The sequence below is a fragment of the Clostridium sp. CM041 genome (genome assembly GCF_055081035.1).
Genome location: NZ_CM143648.1, coordinates 2,022,618 through 2,042,499 on the forward strand (window position 1 = coordinate 2,022,618; position 19,882 = coordinate 2,042,499).

At 31.8% G+C, this 19,882-nt stretch carries 19 protein-coding genes, 2 tRNA genes and 1 riboswitch; of the genes, 6 read left to right on the plus strand and 15 right to left on the minus strand.

All coding sequences use genetic code 11. From position 1 onward, the window contains the following. Positions 1-250 precede the first annotated feature (250 nt). A complete protein-coding gene (locus ACWJJT_RS09450; RefSeq protein WP_462954539.1) occupies positions 251-2,251 on the plus strand; it encodes a fructose-1,6-bisphosphatase in 2,001 nt (666 codons plus the stop codon). A gap of 137 nt (positions 2,252-2,388) precedes the next feature. Here the strand turns inward: ACWJJT_RS09450 and ACWJJT_RS09455 are convergent, their stop codons facing one another. The 4 genes from ACWJJT_RS09455 to ACWJJT_RS09470 all read right to left on the minus strand — a co-directional run bounded on the left by ACWJJT_RS09455 (position 2,389) and on the right by ACWJJT_RS09470 (position 6,342). After that, positions 2,389-2,580, minus strand: a complete 192-nt coding sequence (locus ACWJJT_RS09455) for a hypothetical protein (RefSeq protein ID WP_462954540.1) — start codon at positions 2,578-2,580, stop codon at positions 2,389-2,391. Positions 2,581-2,752: 172 nt separating this feature from the next. Further along, a complete protein-coding gene (locus ACWJJT_RS09460; protein WP_462954541.1) occupies positions 2,753-4,039 on the minus strand; it encodes a S1C family serine protease in 1,287 nt (428 codons plus the stop codon). Positions 4,040-4,345: 306 nt separating this feature from the next. Further along, positions 4,346-5,572: a peptidase T gene (gene pepT / locus ACWJJT_RS09465; protein WP_462954542.1), complete on the minus strand. Its 1,227-nt coding sequence runs from the start codon at positions 5,570-5,572 to the stop codon at positions 4,346-4,348. A gap of 179 nt (positions 5,573-5,751) precedes the next feature. Further along, positions 5,752-6,342: a DUF1836 domain-containing protein gene (locus tag ACWJJT_RS09470; RefSeq protein ID WP_462954543.1), complete on the minus strand. Its 591-nt coding sequence runs from the start codon at positions 6,340-6,342 to the stop codon at positions 5,752-5,754. Between the two features lie 355 nt (positions 6,343-6,697). Between ACWJJT_RS09470 and trhA the strand changes: the two genes are divergently transcribed. Then, entirely contained in the window at positions 6,698-7,351 is a 654-nt protein-coding gene (trhA, locus tag ACWJJT_RS09475) for a PAQR family membrane homeostasis protein TrhA (RefSeq protein WP_216303949.1), read from the plus strand. Positions 7,352-7,477: 126 nt separating this feature from the next. On the opposite strand, the gene nth is transcribed toward trhA, so the two are convergent. The 10 genes from nth to ACWJJT_RS09525 all read right to left on the minus strand — a co-directional run bounded on the left by nth (position 7,478) and on the right by ACWJJT_RS09525 (position 16,053). Beyond that, positions 7,478-8,113: an endonuclease III gene (gene nth / locus ACWJJT_RS09480; RefSeq protein WP_216303950.1), complete on the minus strand. Its 636-nt coding sequence runs from the start codon at positions 8,111-8,113 to the stop codon at positions 7,478-7,480. 19 nt (positions 8,114-8,132) lie between these two features. Beyond that, entirely contained in the window at positions 8,133-9,092 is a 960-nt protein-coding gene (locus ACWJJT_RS09485) for an L-threonine 3-dehydrogenase (RefSeq protein ID WP_462954544.1), read from the minus strand. A gap of 122 nt (positions 9,093-9,214) precedes the next feature. Then, positions 9,215-10,408, minus strand: a complete 1,194-nt coding sequence (locus ACWJJT_RS09490) for a glycine C-acetyltransferase (RefSeq protein WP_462954545.1) — start codon at positions 10,406-10,408, stop codon at positions 9,215-9,217. A gap of 219 nt (positions 10,409-10,627) precedes the next feature. Continuing rightward, the gene (locus ACWJJT_RS09495) at positions 10,628-11,335 is read right to left on the minus strand and encodes a lysophospholipid acyltransferase family protein (protein ID WP_165413622.1); all 708 of its coding nucleotides are present in this window, start codon (positions 11,333-11,335) and stop codon (positions 10,628-10,630) included. 38 nt (positions 11,336-11,373) lie between these two features. Continuing rightward, a complete protein-coding gene (gene queG, locus ACWJJT_RS09500) occupies positions 11,374-12,366 on the minus strand; it encodes a tRNA epoxyqueuosine(34) reductase QueG (RefSeq protein ID WP_462954546.1) in 993 nt (330 codons plus the stop codon). Between the two features lie 14 nt (positions 12,367-12,380). Next, complete coding sequence (gene epsC / locus ACWJJT_RS09505; RefSeq protein WP_462954547.1) at positions 12,381-12,974, minus strand: serine O-acetyltransferase EpsC; 594 nt, start codon at positions 12,972-12,974, stop codon at positions 12,381-12,383. 282 nt (positions 12,975-13,256) lie between these two features. Next, positions 13,257-14,168, minus strand: a complete 912-nt coding sequence (cysK, locus tag ACWJJT_RS09510) for a cysteine synthase A (RefSeq protein WP_462954548.1) — start codon at positions 14,166-14,168, stop codon at positions 13,257-13,259. Positions 14,169-14,766: 598 nt separating this feature from the next. Continuing rightward, the gene (locus tag ACWJJT_RS09515; RefSeq protein ID WP_462954549.1) at positions 14,767-15,747 is read right to left on the minus strand and encodes an NAD(P)/FAD-dependent oxidoreductase; all 981 of its coding nucleotides are present in this window, start codon (positions 15,745-15,747) and stop codon (positions 14,767-14,769) included. A gap of 114 nt (positions 15,748-15,861) precedes the next feature. Then, positions 15,862-15,937: transfer RNA gene (locus ACWJJT_RS09520), tRNA-Trp, on the minus strand. 40 nt (positions 15,938-15,977) lie between these two features. Beyond that, positions 15,978-16,053: transfer RNA gene (locus tag ACWJJT_RS09525), tRNA-Trp, on the minus strand. Between the two features lie 130 nt (positions 16,054-16,183). Here ACWJJT_RS09525 and tsaE point away from each other — a divergent pair. The 4 genes from tsaE (at position 16,184) to ACWJJT_RS09545 (ending at position 18,845) form a co-directional block, all read left to right on the plus strand. Then, a complete protein-coding gene (gene tsaE / locus ACWJJT_RS09530) occupies positions 16,184-16,642 on the plus strand; it encodes a tRNA (adenosine(37)-N6)-threonylcarbamoyltransferase complex ATPase subunit type 1 TsaE (protein WP_165414856.1) in 459 nt (152 codons plus the stop codon). Next, the gene (gene tsaB, locus ACWJJT_RS09535; RefSeq protein ID WP_462954550.1) at positions 16,639-17,352 is read left to right on the plus strand and encodes a tRNA (adenosine(37)-N6)-threonylcarbamoyltransferase complex dimerization subunit type 1 TsaB; all 714 of its coding nucleotides are present in this window, start codon (positions 16,639-16,641) and stop codon (positions 17,350-17,352) included. Before tsaE ends, tsaB begins: the two co-directional genes overlap by 4 nt. Next, positions 17,345-17,794: a ribosomal protein S18-alanine N-acetyltransferase gene (gene rimI, locus ACWJJT_RS09540; protein ID WP_462954551.1), complete on the plus strand. Its 450-nt coding sequence runs from the start codon at positions 17,345-17,347 to the stop codon at positions 17,792-17,794. The genes tsaB and rimI overlap by 8 nt, the downstream gene beginning before the upstream one ends. A gap of 133 nt (positions 17,795-17,927) precedes the next feature. Beyond that, on the plus strand, positions 17,928-18,845 hold the full coding sequence (locus tag ACWJJT_RS09545; protein WP_462954552.1) for a polysaccharide deacetylase family protein: 918 nt from the start codon (positions 17,928-17,930) through the stop codon (positions 18,843-18,845). 108 nt (positions 18,846-18,953) lie between these two features. Here the strand turns inward: ACWJJT_RS09545 and ACWJJT_RS09550 are convergent, their stop codons facing one another. After that, the gene (locus ACWJJT_RS09550) at positions 18,954-19,583 is read right to left on the minus strand and encodes an ECF transporter S component (RefSeq protein ID WP_462954553.1); all 630 of its coding nucleotides are present in this window, start codon (positions 19,581-19,583) and stop codon (positions 18,954-18,956) included. A gap of 95 nt (positions 19,584-19,678) precedes the next feature. Then, a riboswitch (FMN riboswitch) is annotated at positions 19,679-19,857 on the minus strand. Between the last annotated feature and the right edge of the window lie 25 nt (positions 19,858-19,882).

Consider the following 19,882-nt stretch of genomic DNA (forward strand, 5'->3'; position numbering starts at 1 on the left):
GAGATATCTTACCTATACTAAAAGTACATTGGCATAAGTCAGTGTACTTTTTATTGTTTAAACCCTACCTGTTTCAAATACAAGCACCCTCCAAAAGCATATTTTTGTAAATTATTCTATATTTAAAATAAAAAATATTTTGCTTTAATATTACAATAATCTATATAAATGTATTATACTATTAACTGTAGCCTTTATATTAAATGGGCTACCCCAATAGAATTATTTCCATTATAAAGGAGAGTCAAAAATGATATTTTCTAGTGAGACACCAATTGATACTATAGAGGAAGATTTGAGATATGTTAAGTTGTTGGCTAGCAAGTATCCCACAATTCCAGATGCTTGTACCGAAATAATAAATCTACAAGCTATCTTAAACCTACCTAAAGGAACTGAGCATTTTCTTACAGATATTCATGGCGAATATGAATCCTTCAACCATGTTCTTAGGAATGCCTCTGGCGTTATCAAAAGAAAGATTAATGATATTTTTGGTAATTCACTGAGAGATAGTGAAAAAAAAGAACTAGCAACCCTTATATATTACCCTGAACAAAAGTTAGACCTAGCGCTTAAAGAAGAGGATGATATAGACGATTGGTACAAAATCACTCTTCATAAACTTATTAAAATTTGTAGAACCATCTCCTCAAAATATACTAGATCTAAAGTCAGGAAAGCACTGCCTGTAGATTTTTCGTACATTATTGAAGAATTACTTCACGAACAACAAAGCACTTTTAATAAACAGGAGTATTACAATGGAATTATTCAAACCATAATTAAAATTGGGAGAGCTAAAGAATTTATAATTGCTATTTCAAACCTAATTCAAAGGCTTACTGTAGATAGGCTTCATATTTTAGGCGATATTTATGATAGAGGACCTGGAGCTCATATAATCTTAGATACCCTTATGCGTTACCACTCTATTGATATACAATGGGGTAACCACGATATACTTTGGATGGGAGCAGCCTCCGGCTCTGAAAGTTGTATTGCTATTGTTCTTCGTATTTCAACGAGGTATGCAAATTTAGATACTATAGAAGAAGGTTATGGCATTAACTTATTGCCCCTGGCGACCTTCGCTCTACATTTTTATAAGGATGACCCATGTAAATCCTTTAAGCCTAAAGTTCTTTCTGAAGATAATTATGGAGAAAAAGACCTTAACCTAATGTCTCAAATGCATAAAGCCATTTCTATAATTCAATTTAAGCTTGAAGGCGCGATAATAAAAAGGCGTCCTAATTATGAAATGCAGGACAGGCTACTTCTTGATAAGATAGACTATGAAAAGGGTATCATTAAAATCGAGGGAAAAGAATATACGCTAAACGATACTAATTTCCCAACTATAGATCCAAGTAACCCTTATAAATTAACTGAAGAGGAAAGGGAACTTATTGACAAACTTAAATCTTCTTTCTCAAATAGCGAAAAACTCCAAAAGCATATACGTTTCTTATATTCTAAAGGTAGTATGTACTTAAGATATAACTCCAATTTGCTTTATCATGGATGCGTTGCACTGACTGATGATGGTAGTTTTAAGAAAATGAAAATAGATAACATTACTTATAGTGGAAAATCCTATATAGATAGAACTGAACGCGTCGCAAGAGAAGCCTATTTTGGGAAAGCGAATTCAGAATCTAAGCTTTATGCTTTGGACACCATATGGTATTTGTGGTGTGGTTGTAATTCCCCTTTATTTGGTAAGGATAAAATGACTACCTTTGAGCGATATTTTATAAATGACAAAAGCGCTCATACAGAAGTTAAAAATCCATACTATAAATATAGGGATGATGAAACAATATGCAATAATATATTAGCTGAATTTGAATTAAACCCTCATGATTCACATATTATAAATGGTCATGTTCCTGTAAAAACTATACAAGGAGAGAGCCCTATAAAAGCTAATGGTAAACTTTTAGTTATTGATGGTGGTTTTTCTAAGGCTTACCAACCAGAAACAGGCATCGCTGGCTATACACTTATTTATAATTCCTATGGATTGCTTTTAGCCTCCCATGCACCTTTTGAATCTACGCAAAAGGCTATCGATGAAGGTAAGGATATTCTTTCTTCTACTATAGTTCTAGAAAAATCTACGTATCGTATACGTGTAATAGATACGGATGTAGGTCTCGACATTCAGGATCAAATTAAAGATTTAGAGTCGCTTCTTACAGCATATAGAAAAGGTCTTATTAAAGAACAACGGGTAAACTTATAAAAAGAGTTTTATAAAACTTAGAATTTAAAGCCACTTGATGCTCAATGAGCCAAGTGGCTTTACCCTTGTTAATTATCACTTTTAGTGCTGTAATTATTATATGAGTTATGAGTAACTTAATTTAACTAGCAATATTACTACTTTCCGTCATGCACATTTAACAATTCTTGCAATTTTTGAGCTTGCATTGCAGATTGTTCCGCAAATTCCCTAAATGTATTACTTACTGCTTCTTCCGATACTTCCCTTGCAAATGATTGATAATCTCTAGTATTTTCTTGTGCATCTAATAATTTTTTCATAATAGTGTCTCTGGTGTTCATTTCCATTTTCATCACTCCTTCACTGCTATTTTCCCACAAAAGATATTTTTTATGTGTTTTAAATTTAAAAATTTGTTAATAAATAAAAGAAACAGGGAATCATATGATTCCCTGTTTCTTTTATTTATTCTATACATTAAATCATCTCCTGTGGAGCCGCGAATTGATGTCGTTAAATTTACTCAGAAAGTGTTAAATTTACTTTTATAGTCTTTCCTTCTCTAACCAATTCTATTTTAATTACATCACCTGCTTTATGTGTACCTTTAATCTTATTTATTTCTTCCACAGTTTTAATCTTTTTACCATCAAATTTAATAATTGTGTCCTCTACTCGCATTCCAGATTTTTCTGCGGCACTAAACTCTTTAATTTGTGCAATGTATACTCCCACTGGAATATTGTATTCCTTTGAAATATCTTCAGTGATGTCTCTGCAAGAAATTCCTATGTTAAGAACTGGTTTAAGCAAACTCTCAATTTTAGGGTTTATTGTATTAATCGGTATTGAAAAACCTAATCCTTCTACTCCTTCTTGACCTATTTTAGCAGTATTTATTCCTATAACTTGTCCCTTAGAATTCACAAGCGGGCCACCACTATTACCTGGATTAATTGCTGCATCCGTTTGAATAAACTTTAAATCTTTATTTTCAATACTTATTTGCCTATTAACTGCACTAACAACTCCTTTAGTAACAGACCCCAGTAATTCTTTCCCTAAAGGGTTACCTATTGCTACCACAGGTTCCCCTACCTGAAGCGTATCTGAATCTCCAAATTCAGCCACACCTGGAACATTAGTATTATCAGCTAATTTAATTACAGCTACATCAGCTGTAGCATCATAGTTGATTATTTTTGCAGAAACCTCCTTTCCATCACTAAGCATAACTTTAATATTCTGAGCCCCGCTTACAACATGATAGTTAGTTAAAATATATCCGTCTTTACTAAATATTATTCCAGTTCCAACACCTTCTTGCTGTTGATCTTGCCTCCTAACATCCTTACTTACACTAGATGTATTTGTAGAAATTGCAACTACAGCGGGACCTACCTTTTTTACAATTTCAGGTGTAGTTAACTCCTCTGTACTATTAGCAGTAGTAAGCTTTACATTTGAATTACTAGACGCCGGTGTATTAGTTGCAGGTGTACCAGTCGTTCTTGTGTCCTTCATCATATTCATTGTTACAACAGCAGAACCCACACCTCCAAGTGTAGAACATATTATACCTACTATCATGTAAGATAATATTCTCTTACCCATCCCACATTTATTTTTTTTCACCTTTTTATTGTTTACTTCCGTATAATTAATATTTTCTAGCTTAAGATTAGTGTTTTCACTTTCTTTTTCGTTATACCCATCATTATCTGCATTTACCGTAAGTTTTTCGTTAACCCCTTCACTATGGATTATGTTTTCGTTCGTTTCATTGTTATTTGTATTGTCGCTCATATTATTTTCCTCCTCATTTACCCCGGTGTATAGATATTAGTCATTAACTATTATTCCCTCAAACATTATAATAAAACTTAATTTATATATACTTTTTTATTTTATCTTTGAATTACATTCTAAGACCTTTATGTTACAATTTGGTGACAAACTTGTTAACAAACTTTTAATTAATATATTTGTTTAACTTCATTTTATCACCGCTTGAGATGATTTAATAATAAAGAAAACCATTATATAAAAATATAATGGTTTTCTTTATTGTGAATTTTTATTTATTTTTATTATTTCAGATGATCCACAGTATTATTTACCAGCATATAACTCAACTATTTTAAGTATCACTTCAACAGCTTTTTCCATAGCAAATGTTGGAATGAATTCATATTTACCATGGAAATTATGGCCACCTGCGAATATATTGGGCGTTGGAAGTCCCATAAATGAAAGCCTTGCACCATCCGTGCCGCCTCTAATAGGTTGCGTTATAGGATTTATTCCTACTTCTTTCATAGCCAAGAATGCTGTATCTACAATATGTTTAACTGGCTCTATTTTTTCTTTCATATTGAAATATTGGTCCTTAACATCTATTTCAACTGTTCCATCACCATATTTTTTATTTAGTTTATATGCTACATCCTTGATAAATACCTTCCTATTTTCAAATCTTTCACTATTGAAATCCCTTATAATATATTGAAGTTTTGATTCCTCAACTTCACCATTAAGACTAATCAAATGATAGAATCCTTCATAACCTTCTGTATTTGAGGGTGTCTCATTTTGTGGCATTGAATTTACAAATTCGTTTGCTATAAGTGTAGAGTGAATCATCTTTCCTTTCGCAGAACCCGGGTGAACATTTCTTCCATGAATACAAATTTTTGCTCCTGCGGCGTTGAAATTTTCATATTCTAGTTCTCCGATAGTTCCTCCATCCATAGTGTATGCAAAATCTGCATCAAATTTTTTCACGTCAAAAATATCTGCACCACGGCCTATTTCTTCGTCTGGTGTAAATCCAATACGAATAGTACCATGTGGGATATGGGGGTTTTCTATTAAGTATTCTACAGCAGACATTATTTCTGATATTCCTGCTTTATCATCAGCCCCCAGTAGCGTAGTTCCATCGGTGGTTATAAGCGTTTTCCCTACGTAATTCTTTAGTTCCGGAAAATCTTTTGGAGACAGCACTATATTATTTTCTTTATTTAATATTATGTCTTCGCCATCATAGTTGTACACAAATTTAGGGTTAACATTTTTTCCTGATATATCTGGAGCGGTATCCATATGTGCTATAAACCCTATAGTTGGTATGTTTTTTTGTACATTTGCGGGAACAGTCGCCATTACATATCCATTATCATCTACACTTGCCTGTTTTAACCCCATTGCCTTTAATTCCTTAACTAATTCTGTCGCAAGTCTCATTTGGCCAGTTGTGCTTGGAACCGTAGTTGATTTCTCATCAGATTTAGTATCGTAACTAACATATTTTAAAAATTTTTCTACAACTTTTGACATATGCTCATCTCCTTATCATTCATAAACTAATTCACTAGATATATACCATTATATTACAATTAGCTCGAATTTTAAACACTTTTTATAAGCATATTTAAATAAAACAACTGTTAATAGTTTATTTTACATTACTAAAGTTTTATATCAGAACTACATAAATTAAATATGTACAAAATTTATTATTTTTTTTTCAAAAAGTTATCAATTAATTTTTCCGCCATTCTTTTTTGCATATTAGCTTTATTAATAAGTAGTAATATCATTAATATTAATTCTATTAACTCCCCATCCTTTTTTCCCATTTCTTTAATTCTCTCTTTTATAAATTTGGTATCTTTATCTATATCTTCTGCAAATTCTTGATTTTGAACTTCTTTAATTGCTAAGAAATTATTATATAGATCTTTTAATGGGATACTCATACTTTGAGGAGCTTTTATATCAATAATAGGATCAAATATTGTATTAATATCACTAATTGATATAGTCTGCTTCAAATTGTAGATAAGTGTCAGCAGAATCATATGCTCATTAGTATATTTTTTATTTTTTGCTGGCATCAAAACCTTACCTTTAGTATAATTATTAATCATAGTTTTTGTAAGAATTTTATCTTCTTCATTTCTTCTAAGACTCCCAAGCTTTTCGTTAAAAAAAGTTGTAACCTGATCCATATATAAATCCACGCATGGTATTTCCATTAAATTGATATCTTTTGTTCCTATAATCTCTTCAACTAATTCATTTAGACTTTCCTTGTTATAATCCATTTATTCCACCTCGCCTTCATTATATAGCATAGATTACTCATAATCCACAATTATGAATAATCTATGTTATATAAGCACCCTATACTTATGACTTTTGTTTGATGATGTTTGTAATAATTAAATCATCATCTTAGATGTTACAATATTAACTATAAATTTAATATTATTACTATTGATTTTTATCACTTTATAATGTAGTATTAATACATAGCTAATCTAGTTTCAAAAACTATATATAGACTTACTATAACTGAATAACCTATATTTAACTAGTAAATGTTACAAAAAGTTTATCCTTATTTTTTAAAATCATTAGATTTAAATAATAAATTTTAATTTTAAAGGAGTGAGTGATTTGTTATCAAAATTTAGAGAACCTGTAAGCAGCCTTACACACTTAGCTGGCGCTTTTTTATCCCTAATAGGTTTAATTCTTCTAATTAAATATTCCTTAATCATTTCAAATATGTATAACACTATTATACTTGCAGTATTTGGGGTAAGTTCAATCCTCCTTTATTGTGCGAGTTCAACATATCACCAGTCCTTATCTTCACAAAAGGTTATAAAAATACTTAGAAGAGTAGATCATTCTATGATATATGTTCTAATAGCAGGAACATATACTCCTATATGCTTAATCGCTTTAAAAGGCACCATTGGAACCCTCCTTTTTTTTGGCATTTGGATTTTAGCTCTTATAGGAATTGTTTTGAAGATAGTTTGGTTTGATGCCCCTAGATCGCTATACACTGGATTCTATATTTTAATGGGTTGGATTTCTGTCATTGCTATTGTCCCTATTATAAAGGCTATATCCTTAGGTGGATTTATCTGGCTACTAGCCGGTGGGCTCTTTTATACTGTAGGAGCTGTTATATACGCTACTAAACGTCCCAAAATAAACCTAAAGCTTTTTGGATTTCACGAGATATTTCATATTTTTATTATGCTTGGAAGCCTTTGTCATTTTATACTTATGTTTAAGTACATAATGTACATTAACTAAATTTAATATAGTAAGAATTTTAAAAATATAATTCCATAAGTATATTCAAAAAATAAAAGCTCTTTAATATTTTCAAAATATAAAGGGCTTTTATTTTTTGATTTTCAGCTAGCTAAAGTTTGCTACCTATTTTCCTTTTCCATTTAGAAATTCACAATAAGGAGCTATTGGACACACCTCGCAATTAGGTTTCCTAGCTTTACATATTTTTCTGCCATGCCATATAATGTAATGATGAGCATCACTCCACATTTTTTTAGGAATATTTTTCATAAGCTTCTGCTCTACCTCGTAAACGTTCTTTCCTGGGGCAAGCCCTATTCTGTTTGATACTCTAAAAACGTGAGTATCTACAGCAATTGCCGGAATACCAAATGCATTAGATAAAACCACATTAGCAGTTTTTCTCCCAACTCCCGGAAGATCTATTAATTCTTCCATTGTGCTTGGCACTTCTCCATTATATTTTTCTAATATTAATTTTGTAGCTCCCAAAATATTTTTACTCTTATTATTATAAAATCCACAGCTTTTAATTTTTTCACCTAGTTCTAAGTCTGATAAAGCGATCATGGATTCTGGTGTATTATATTTCTTATACAACTTCTTTGTAACAATATTTACTCGATCATCTGTGCACTGTGCTGATAGTATGGTTGATACTAAAAGTTCATAATGCGTTGTAAAATCCAAGCCACACTTTGTCCCCGCATACGTTTCGTTAAGAATTTCAAGCACTGCTTTTATTGTTTTTTTATTCATATAAGTCACCTACTTTTCATTACTCAGCCCCAATTCCTTTAGCTCTTAATTTTTCGAGCATATCAATAGTCATTTTAGGCAAATTATATTCAGCAGTAAATCCCCATTCATCTTTAGCGCAGGTTGAATCCATTGAATTTGGCCATGAATTAGCTATTCCTTGTCTTACTGGATCTACATTATAATCCATAATAAACCCTGGAATATGTTTTTTAATTTCATTAGCTATTTCTTCTGGTTCAAAACTCATAGCCGCAATATTAAATGCATTTCTGTGTATTAATTTTGATGCATCAGCTTCCATTAACTTAATTATTGCATTTATTGCATCTGGCATATACATCATGTCCATTTTTGTCCCGCTGCCAATGAATGAAGTGTATTTACCTGACCTTAATGCTTCATAATATATATCAACAGCATAATCTGTTGTCCCTCCACCTGGAAGAACTTCATAAGAAATTAAACCTGGGAAGCGTACTCCTCTTGTATCAACCCCAAATTTCTTATAGTAATAATCACATAATAATTCTCCTGAAACTTTATTTACACCATACATAGTTGTTGGTCTTTGGATTGTATCCTGAGGAGTATTATCTTTAGGTGTAGATGGTCCAAACGCCCCTATAGAGCTAGGTGTAAAGAACTTGCATTTAAGTTCTCTAGCAACCTCTAAAGCATTTACAAGTCCACCCATATTTATATTCCAAGCGAGTAGTGGTTTTGCTTCAGCTGTTGCTGATAATAAGGCTGCTAAATGAATTAATGAATCTATTTCATATTTTTTGCAAAGCTCAAGCATAGCTTTATGGTCAGTTACATCCAGTATTTCAAAAGGTCCTGAAGTAACTACTTGACTATCCTCAGATTTCCTTAAATCTGTAGCTATTACATTATTACTGCCATAAATTTCTCTCATTTTCATTACGAGTTCAGAACCTATTTGCCCTAATGCCCCTGTTACTAATATTTTTTTCATTTTACACCCTTCCTCTCTATATTAAATAAATATTCCTAATATTTAATATTAATTTAGGTATAACACCTAGTAATTATGTGTTATACCTAAATTAAATCAGCTCCTGCGGAGCTGCATATCCCTTATTTTATTATGTTCATTTCTCTGCCAACTTTTGCATAAGTAGCTAAAGCTTCATCTAACATTTCTTTTGTATGAGCTGCCGTGGGCATATTTCTTACTCTCCCAGTTCCCTTTCTAACTGTTGGAAATACTATCGATTTTGCGTAAACGTCTTCTTCAAAAAGTTTCTTACTAAATTCTTGAGTTTTAACTTCGTCTCCTATTATACATGGAGTAATTGGAGTTTCACTATTTCCAATATTAAAGCCAAGTTCTTTTAAACCATTCTTTAAATAATTTGCATTTTCCCAAAGCCTATCATGTAACTCAGTGCTTTCTGTAAGAATATTAATAGCTTCAATAGCCGCACCTGCAGCTCCTGGAGTTAATGATGTTGAGAATAGGAATGGTCTAGCACGAACCATGAGCCAATCAATTAGATTCTGCGATCCAGCTACATATCCACCTACAACTCCAATAGCCTTTGATAAAGTCCCAATTTGGAAATCTATTTTATCTGACAATCCAAAGTGATGTACAGTGCCTGTCCCTTTTCCAAGGACTCCTGAACCGTGAGCATCATCAACATATGTTATTAAGTCAAACTCTTCTGCTATCTTGACAATTTCCGGAAGTTTCGCAATGTCCCCATCCATAGAGAATACGCCATCAGTAATAACCATTATTTTTTCATATAAACCTGATTCTACTGCCTCTTTTGCCTTATTTCTTAAATCTACCATATCAGAGTGTTCTACTCTTATGATTTTCGCACCAGATAATCTACATCCATCTATTATTGACGCATGATTCAATGAATCTGAAAGAATTGCATCTTTTTTATTCATTACTGATGAAATTGCGCCCATATTACAATTAAACCCTGACTGAAAAGCAATAGCTGCTTCTGTATGTTTAAATTTAGCAAGTTTTTGTTCTAATTCAATATGAATTTCTAAAGTACCATTTATTGTTCTAACAGCACCTGCTCCTGCACCATATTTTTTAGTTGCTTCAATAGTAGCCTCAATCATTCTAGGATTAGTCGCAAGACCTAAATAATTATTTGAAGATAAGTTAATTAATTTTTTATCTCCAATTGTAATAATAGGTCCATTTGAACTCTTTAGGGTATTTATCACATTATATAAACCTTTACTTTTTAAATCTTCTAAATTTTCTTTTAAAAATTTCCCAAGTACTTTACTTCCCATGTAACATACCTCCAACTTTTTATTTTTGAAATTCCCATTATACTCCATGAGAATTTCATATTTAATCATAACCCTATTATATATCATTTAATAGTAAAATACCTTTAATTTATAAAATTAATTCCAATTTAATGTAAAAATGTTTTTATTTATTTTTTATCAAGAAAATCCATCGTAAGGTTTTTTTCTTCATTTTTTTATACTAATGCTACTTTCCTTTCATTTACAATCGGAATATACTCCCCTATACTGCTCTGGTAGCATCACAGCTATACTTGACATTATTTCATGCATAACCCTATCATAATACTCATTTTTATCCTCATCTTGATTTTTACTTGGGAGTAAAACGGGCCCACCAATATTAATATTTACATCTGCATAATTAAATCTTTCTGACGCCATGTCATTGTCATTAATTGATAGTAACTTTTCCGTTCCCCAAATACCTATTGGAACAATTGTTGCCTTTGATAATTTAGCCATTAATATAAGACCCTTCTTACCCTCTATCATTTTTCCATTTCTACTTCTAGTACCCTCTGGAAAAATCATAATGTTATTGCCTTGTTTTAGCGTACTAACAATTTTAGATATAGCTTCCTTATCTGCTGAATTAGGTTTTAACTTTATAGTCTTAGCAACGTGAAAACCTAATTTTGTAAGCTTATTATCTGTTAGCTTTACGCCGGCAACAAAAGTTACATTGTGGTCCTTTAATAACTTATTCATAACTATACCATCTGCATTGCTTAAATGATTGCATATAAAAATTATAGGAGATTTTATATCATTAATTTTCTCTATTCCGTGAGTTTTAATATTTGCGTATTTATTAATATATGAATCAATTAGTTTGTTTGCTATAAAGGATACAACTTTATCAGGCAAAATGTCTATTATTCTTAACACCGCTTTAGAAACCATCACAATTCCACCTTTCATAATAAATAATTATAACATTATTATAATTTTAAAAGCTTTAAAAGTCTATAATAATAATCTCTTATATAAGGCGATGTATCCTTCTCTATAGTTATATTTTTACATTTTTCTGTAATAACCTCATTAATCATTGCATTCCTCTTAAGTATATTTTTACCTCTCCATCCACAAGAAGTTATCTTGTACTTATCTTTAAATAACCGATTATCAATATTCATTAATGCTTGCACGTCGATTCTCTTCATATGTTCATAAGGTTTAAATTCCTCAATAGAGCTAAATTCAATTTCTTTATTAAAGTGACATACTCTCTGACAGGTATCACAACCAAATAGTCTACCATTTAATTTTTCAAACCAAGAATCCTCTATTTCTTTTTTCTGTGTTATGTAGGATAGGCATATATTTGCATCATTATTTATTCCTACTCTCCCTTTGACTATAGAATTTGTAGGGCATGCTGCTAAACACATCTCACAATCACCACATTTTTGCTTAAGTGGCTCGTCTGGCTCTATTTCTAGATCTGTTATTATTTCTCCTAAAAAAACATATGAGCCGTACTTTTCTGTTATCAAAGTATTGTTTTTCCCTATAAATCCCACTCCACTACTGCACGCAATGTATCTTTCCGGAAGCGCATTGCTATCCACAAAGCACATAGCTTTTGCACCAATGCCTTCAATGAATTCGCAAATTTTTTTCATATACTCAGTTGTAACAACATGATAATCTCTACCCATGGTATATTTTGAAAAATGCGTTCTCTGATTAAAATCTAAATCATATAGATATGGAAACGCAATAGAAATTATAGTTTTCCCACTGGGCATATATATAAATGGATTTATTCTATTATCTACAATTTGCTCCTCAAACTCATTTTCTAGCCCTAGTTTTTTTCTTTTCTCAAAATAAGGACTTAGCTCATAGAAAATTCTACATTTGCTAAATCCTATTACATCTAAACCATTTTTTTTACAGAACTTCATTATTTCTTCTTTAATATCCATATTGTCTTTCCCTTTTATATTACCATATCGTTGTACATTTTTTTAGTTTCACCTGCATAATCCATAATTTCTATTATAGTTGAATTCTTTACAAAAATTATTCTAGCAGGAATACCTACAGCAGTTGCCTTAGCTAATACATCTTTTAAAACCACAGCATTGGCACCAATCTTACTACCAGTTCCTATTTTAATTGGCCCCAAAATCTTTGCACCAGCACCCACCACCACATCACTGCCTAAAGTAGGATGCCTTTTTCCTGTATCCTTACCTGTTCCACCTAGTGTAACTCCTTGATACAAGGTCACATTATCCCCAATTTCTGTAGTTTCTCCAATTACTACTCCCGTCCCATGATCTATAAATAATCCTTTTCCTATTTTAGCCCCTGGATGAATTTCTATTCCAGTAAAAAACCTAGCTAATTGAGATATAGATCTAGATATAAAATAGATTTTATGATTATATAATAAATGAGCTATTCTATATATTATTATAGCATGGATAGATGGATATAATAATATTACTTCAACCCAATTCTTAGCTGCTGGATCCTTTTCTAATACATTATTAATTTCGTATCCCAGCAATTTAAACATTTTAAACATATGATAATTCCCTCCTATAGAATTATATTTTGTGAATATGGAAATTCAAATTCTTAGATATAAATTTCCATATATGTTAACCCACAGACTACTTATCTATAGAGTAGAAATAAATATTTTCACCTTGTTAAATAATCTCCTGCGGAGCTGCACCATCTTAGTAGAAGATAAATTAACGACTTCAAAAGGAAAATTATACCCCACTGAAGTTTTCTATTTGTTAGGGTAGTAACTCCCACTTATAGAAGTGGGAGTCTTTCCTTCTGAATTGTCGTTAAAAATTTAATCATAGATTCCCATTGAAATATATTTTTCTCCTCCGTCAGGTGCAACAGTTACAATCTTTCTACCCTTGCCTACTTTACTTGCAATTTTCATAGCTGCTGCGATATTAGCCCCTGCTGAAATCCCTACTAATATGCCTTCTTCTTTAGCTATTCTTTTTGCTATTTCAAATGCCTCTTCATCAGAAATTTTTATTATTTCATCAACTACACTACTATCATAGATATCTGGCACAAAACCTGCTCCTATTCCTTGTATTTTATGAGGTCCAGGCTCCCCTCCTGATAATACGGGTGAGTTTTCTGGTTCAACCGCAACTACTTTAATTCCAAGTTTAACTTCTTTTAATCTTCTTCCTATCCCAGCAATTGTTCCTCCAGTTCCTACTCCAGCTACAAAAATATCTACGTCCTCTACATCTCTAATAATTTCTTCTGCAGTAGTAGCGTAATGTTTTTCTGGATTTGCTAAATTAATAAATTGTTGTGGCATAAAAAAGCTAGAATTCCCCTCTGCTATTTCTTTTGCCTTATTTATAGCACCCTTCATCCCTTTTATCCCATCTGTAAGCACAAGTTGTGCTCCATATGACTTAATCAAATTGCGTCTTTCAACACTCATGCTATCTGGCATAACAATAATTACTTCATACCCTTTAATTCTTCCAATCATAGCCAAAGCTATTCCCATATTTCCACTGGTTGGTTCAACTATAGTAAATCCTTCTTTTAATAGTCCTAGTTTTTCAGCTTTCTCTATCATTCCAAGGGCAGCTCTATCTTTTATACTTCCAGCTGGATTGTATTTTTCTAATTTCACAAAAATATCAGCCATATCACCCTCGACTAATTTATTTAATTTTAGAACCGGTGTTGCTCCTATCATATCTAAAACATTGTTATACATCATAATAATATCCCTCCAATTTAAAATAAGTAATCTACCTTCAAAAGCTATCCATATTTCTGTATTCTTAGTATTTTAAATAAAAATCGTCACGTATATAATTATACTTTTAATATTTCAAAAGTTTTTTGGGTACAAAAAAAACTCCCTCTAATTTAGAGACGAAGTTTTGCTTCGTGGTCCACTCTAAGTTATAATCACTAAATTGATTATAAAGCCACTTTTTCAAGCACAGCGCTATGCTCTATCACTATAACGGGTGAATCCCGATGCAGCCTACCAAAGACACATTCATGTGAATTTTTCGGTGCATAACTCCAAAGGGCACTTCATATAAGTCGACCATAAGAATCCTCTCAGCGTTAGACTCTCTCTCTGTAAATTCTTCTTATATTACTTTCCTTCTTCTAAGTATTTCCTAGTATTTTAGTATGAATTACTTTTCTTTATTATATTCTTAACATTAAAATATGTCAATACTATTTTTTTTGTTTTTATGTCATCATCTTTCATGTTCACATTTACGCAAATAAAAAAAACCATTAAAATAAGCTAACAGTTTTAAATTCACTTATATTGGTAAACCATAAAAGTTTACGTACTAGATGCTAGAATTCTTTATGTATTGCGAAGTGCTAATACCTATGTTATAACTTTGCTTTACCACATTTTCAGAAGAATCATAACCAATAGCTACGCTTCCGCAGGCAAAGACGCCGGCTATACTAGTTTGTGAACTTTCATTTAATTCAATTTTTCCTGTTGATGCATTAATTAGTATTTCTACTTGTTTTGCTAATTCATTGTCTGGATATAAGTTTACAGATAAAAGTAACGCATCACAAGAAATATATTCCTCACTATCTTTGATAACTTCATTATTTTTATTAATCTTTACTAAAGTTATCCCCTCAAGCCGTGTTTTGCCTTTAATATCCGCCACCTTATGTTTTATTTTTAAAGGTATATTAAAATCATTCAGGTAATCAATGAGTTTTTTGTCAGTTGCCTCAATAAAATCTTTACTTTCAACTACAGCTTTAACATTAGCTCCTTCAATTGCTAGCCTACTTGCTACTGTTAATGCAATATCTCCTGTACCCAATATAACTATTTCTTTTCCTGGCATATATCCTTCTATATTTATAAATTTCTGTGCACACCCCACTGTGTATATACCTGCACATCTACTACCTGGCAGATTTAAAAATCCTCTTGGCCTTTCTCTACACCCGGTCGCAATTATTATAGCTTTCGCTCCAATTTTAAAAATTCCATCACACGCATTCACTGCATTAATTTCTTTAGTATTACCTAAATCTAAAACAGTAGTATTTAATTTATATGAAATACCCAATTTATTAACTTTATCTATAAATTTCTGCACAAACTCCGGTCCTGTCAATTCTTCACTAAAAATATTCTTGCCAAATCCATTATGAATACACTGATTTATTGTTCCGCCTAATTGATTTTCTCTTTCTAAAATCAAAATTCTACATTTATAGTGCTCTTTAGCTGAAATAGCTGCTGCAAGGCCTGCTATACCTCCCCCAATTACTACTATGTCATATAGTTGCATTACATACCCTCCAGTTTTTTTCAGATGCCTAACATTAAAATTTAATGATTCATTATAATGCATGTTTAAATAAGTAACGTAAAAACCCGTGAAAATAATTTCACAGGTTTTATTTGGCAGGGGTAGTAGGACTCGAACCTACAACCAATGGTTTTGGAGACCACTACTCTACCAATTGAGCCATACCCCTTTATTAACTTTTAAAATGCAAAAATGTAAAAATGTAAAAATGGCAGGGGTAGTAGGACTCGAACCTACAACCAATGGTTTTGGAGACCACTACTCTACCAATTGAGCCATACCCCTAAAATACATCTGAATTATATCACGTGTTATAAATAAATGCAAGATTTTTTTATATTTTAATCTCTTAGGAAACACTGAGGCCTTTTCTTTTTCTATGTTTTAGGATAAAATATTTAGTGAGGTGAAACTTATGGAATACATAGTAACTACAGTAGACGAAACTTATAAAATAGGCGAACTAATAGGTTCACGTGTAAATTCAGGGGACATAGTTTGCTTAATCGGTGACTTAGGCACTGGCAAAACTCATTTAACAAAAGGAATTGCAAAGGGCTTAGATATAAAAGATCATATCACAAGCCCTACATTTACAATTGTAAATGAATATACAGGTCGCTTGAAATTATATCATTTTGATGTCTACAGGGTAAATGACCCTGACGAAATAGCAGCTATAGGCTTTGATGAATATATATTTAGTGATGGCGTTAGTATTATTGAATGGGCTAATTATATTGAAGAACTGATTCCACCCAATAATTTATCCATTACCATAGAAAAGCTTCCTAGATTGGGAGATGATTTCAGAAAGATTAACATCCGATATTCTGATAAAAGATATGATTATATAAAGGAGATAAAACTATGAAGATTTTAAGTCTGGATTCTGCTACACAATCAGCAACTTGTGCTATCCTTGACGATAACAAAGTTCTTGGTGAAATAACTTTTAATTATAAAAAACAACATTCTCAAATACTTATGCCTATAATTGACGAATTATTAAAAAATACAGGAATAAACCTAAGTGATATTGATGCCTTTGTAGCGTCAAAGGGGCCCGGTTCCTTTACAGGCCTTAGAATAGGGATGGCTACCATTAAGGGATTAAGCCAAGGCTCAAAAAAGCCTTTTGTAACTGTATCTACCTTAGATTCTTTAGCATATAACTTAGCATATACAGATGGAATTATTTGTCCTTTACTAGACGCTTTAAGAGATAATGTTTATACAGCCTTATATACTTTTAATAATTACGAGCTCACCCGCATCAGTGACTATATTAATATTTCCTTAGAAGAATTAATAAATATGCTTAAAGAAAAAAATTGCAATATTACCTTTGTAGGAGATGGAACCTTCAAATTCAAAGAAAAACTTATAGCAAATTTACCTAAAGCCAATTTTGCTCCAGCACATTTAAATTTAGCTAAGGCTTCATCTCTAGGAGAATTAGGACTCAACCTTTTATCTAATGGAACATTCGATGATATATACGCGTCAGTGCCTCTTTACCTTAGGCAGCCCCAAGCTGAGAGGGAGTACGAAGAAAAGATGAGGCAAATAAAAAATGAATAGTGATTTTAAAATTTACCCAATGGACGCATCATCTATTAAATCCATACTCAATATTAGCGAGTTAAGCTTTCCAATTTCATGGAGCTACGAATCACTCCAAAGTGAACTAAATAATAAGTTCGCTAAATATGTTGTGCTAAAAAAGGGTACTTCTATAGTAGGTTATGGAGGAATGTGGATAATTATAGATGAAGCGCATATTACTAATGTTGCAGTTCACCCTGAGGCTCGTGGTTATGGCGGCGGCGACATCATCGTGGAAGCCTTATTTAAAATTTGTAGGAAACTAAAAGTTACAGCGATAACCTTAGAGGTTAGAAGTTCAAATTTTATTGCTATAAACTTATATGAAAAGTATGGCTTTGAAAATGAAGGCATTAGACGCCATTATTATGAAGATAACGGCGAAGATGCGGTAATTATGTGGAATCGACATCTATAGTAGATAGCATAGAAAGACTAGCTCTTGCCAGTCTTTTTTTTACATTTTATACTAAATATTTAGCAATCATGCGAATAAAATGGTATAATGTGGGTGAACCATTTAAAATATATTAGAGTAAGGGGTAAAATTTATGACCAAAAAAATTATATTAGCACTATTTTTTGCATTACTATTAGTTGGATGCAATTCCTTAGCTAACCCGACTTCCAGTAAAAGCACAATAATTTCAGATGATTCTCAGATCAAATCAGCCAAAACGGTAGATAATTCATCTAACGTCCCGCACTTATCAACAACGTCTAAAGATTCAATTGTTAGAACTTTTGATAAAGCTGAAGGTGTGTCAAAAAAAATACCAATACTGATGTATCATCATCTACTAAAGAAAAAAGAAAACACATTTACAAATAATGGCGTAGTATTAAACCTTGAAAATTTTCAGCAACAAATGGACTACTTATACAATAATAAATATACTACAATAAATCTAGCAGAATTAGAACAGTGGCTATTAGGTGGTATAGAACTACCCAAGAAATCAGTATGCATAACATTTGATGACGGATATTTAAGCAGCTACATTTATGCCTATCCTATTTTGAAGAAATATAATTTTAAAGCCGCACAATTTTTAATTACATCTTATGTCAAGGATAATAATGCTGAATTTAACCCTAAAACACAACAATTCTTAAGTTGGAAAAACATTTCTGAAACTACCGATGTATTTGAATATTCAAATCATACCCATAATTTACATAAAACAGAGAATAACAAGGGTTATTTAATTACAAAACCTTTAGATTATGTAAAAAAAGATTTAATAAAAAATACAGAACTAACCGGTAGCCATTATCTTTCTTATCCTTATGGACACCATAATGATGATGTATTAAACCTTCTGCCTAAAATAGGAATACGAATGGCTGTTACTGTTAATAACGGAAGCGTAAAGAGAGGAGATTCTTTGCTAGAGCTAAATAGATATGGAATATATCCTAAAACATCCATATCTACATTTAAAAGCATGGTTAATTGTGAATGGTGAATAATAAAGCTAAAGGATGGCTTCCGCATTGTGCAGAAGTCATCCTTTAGTTTGTTAATACCTTTTTTTAAATCTTTGAAATTAGTACATATTTGTATACAGTCTTTTTTATATTTTTTGTTCTCTACTTTTGTATTCTCTCTCCATGTTCTCTTTATGAAGTATAGGCGAAACACTCTTATATAAAGCTAAAGTCATTGCTGTTAATACCAGTCCTTTAAGTAAATTAAAAGGAATAATTGACCAAATGATAAAAGAATTTAAATCGACAATGTTATGATTTATTTTTGATCCCATTTCTATAACGGTAGCTACTGGAAATCCTAATACTTTTTCGTATAAAGGTAAAACAATAAAATAGTTTAATATCCCTGCAAAAATCGACATACAAATTACTCCTATTAATAATCCAGTAATAGCTCCACCTTTACTTTTGCGAGCCTTGTAAATATATCCAGACACTAATACTAAACATGAACCCACTAGAAAATTTGCTACTTCTCCAACGAAGGCTGTTTTAGTAGCTAGCATTCCATGTAATATATTTTTAAAGAGTTCAATAACTACTCCCGCTATTGGTCCTAATGCAAAGGCCCCTAAAAGCGCTGGCAGGTCGCTGATGTCAATTTTTAAGAAATCAGGGAAAATCGGTATCGGTAACTCAATGTACATCAAAAGAAAAGCCATAACAGATAAAAGTGAAATTTTGATTAGTTTAACAAGTTTTTCGTCTCTCATTTTTAGTGCCCCCTAATTAACTATATCTCCTAGGGATGGATATAATATAAGCCCTGACATAGTACTATGCCAGGGCGAATTTATATATATATATATCACATCTTCTTTTATCCAGACTATACTGTCGGCTTCGGAATCAAATCATCACCCAAGGGTGCTGTCTTAACGACTTCAGAAGGAAAACTACCTTCTAAAATGTCGTTAAACCGAATCAGCCTTACGGCTCGCGGGCTTTACCGCCGGTGGGGAAATTAGCCCCGCCCTGAAGATTATTAAATTTTATTTTATAATTTAATTAT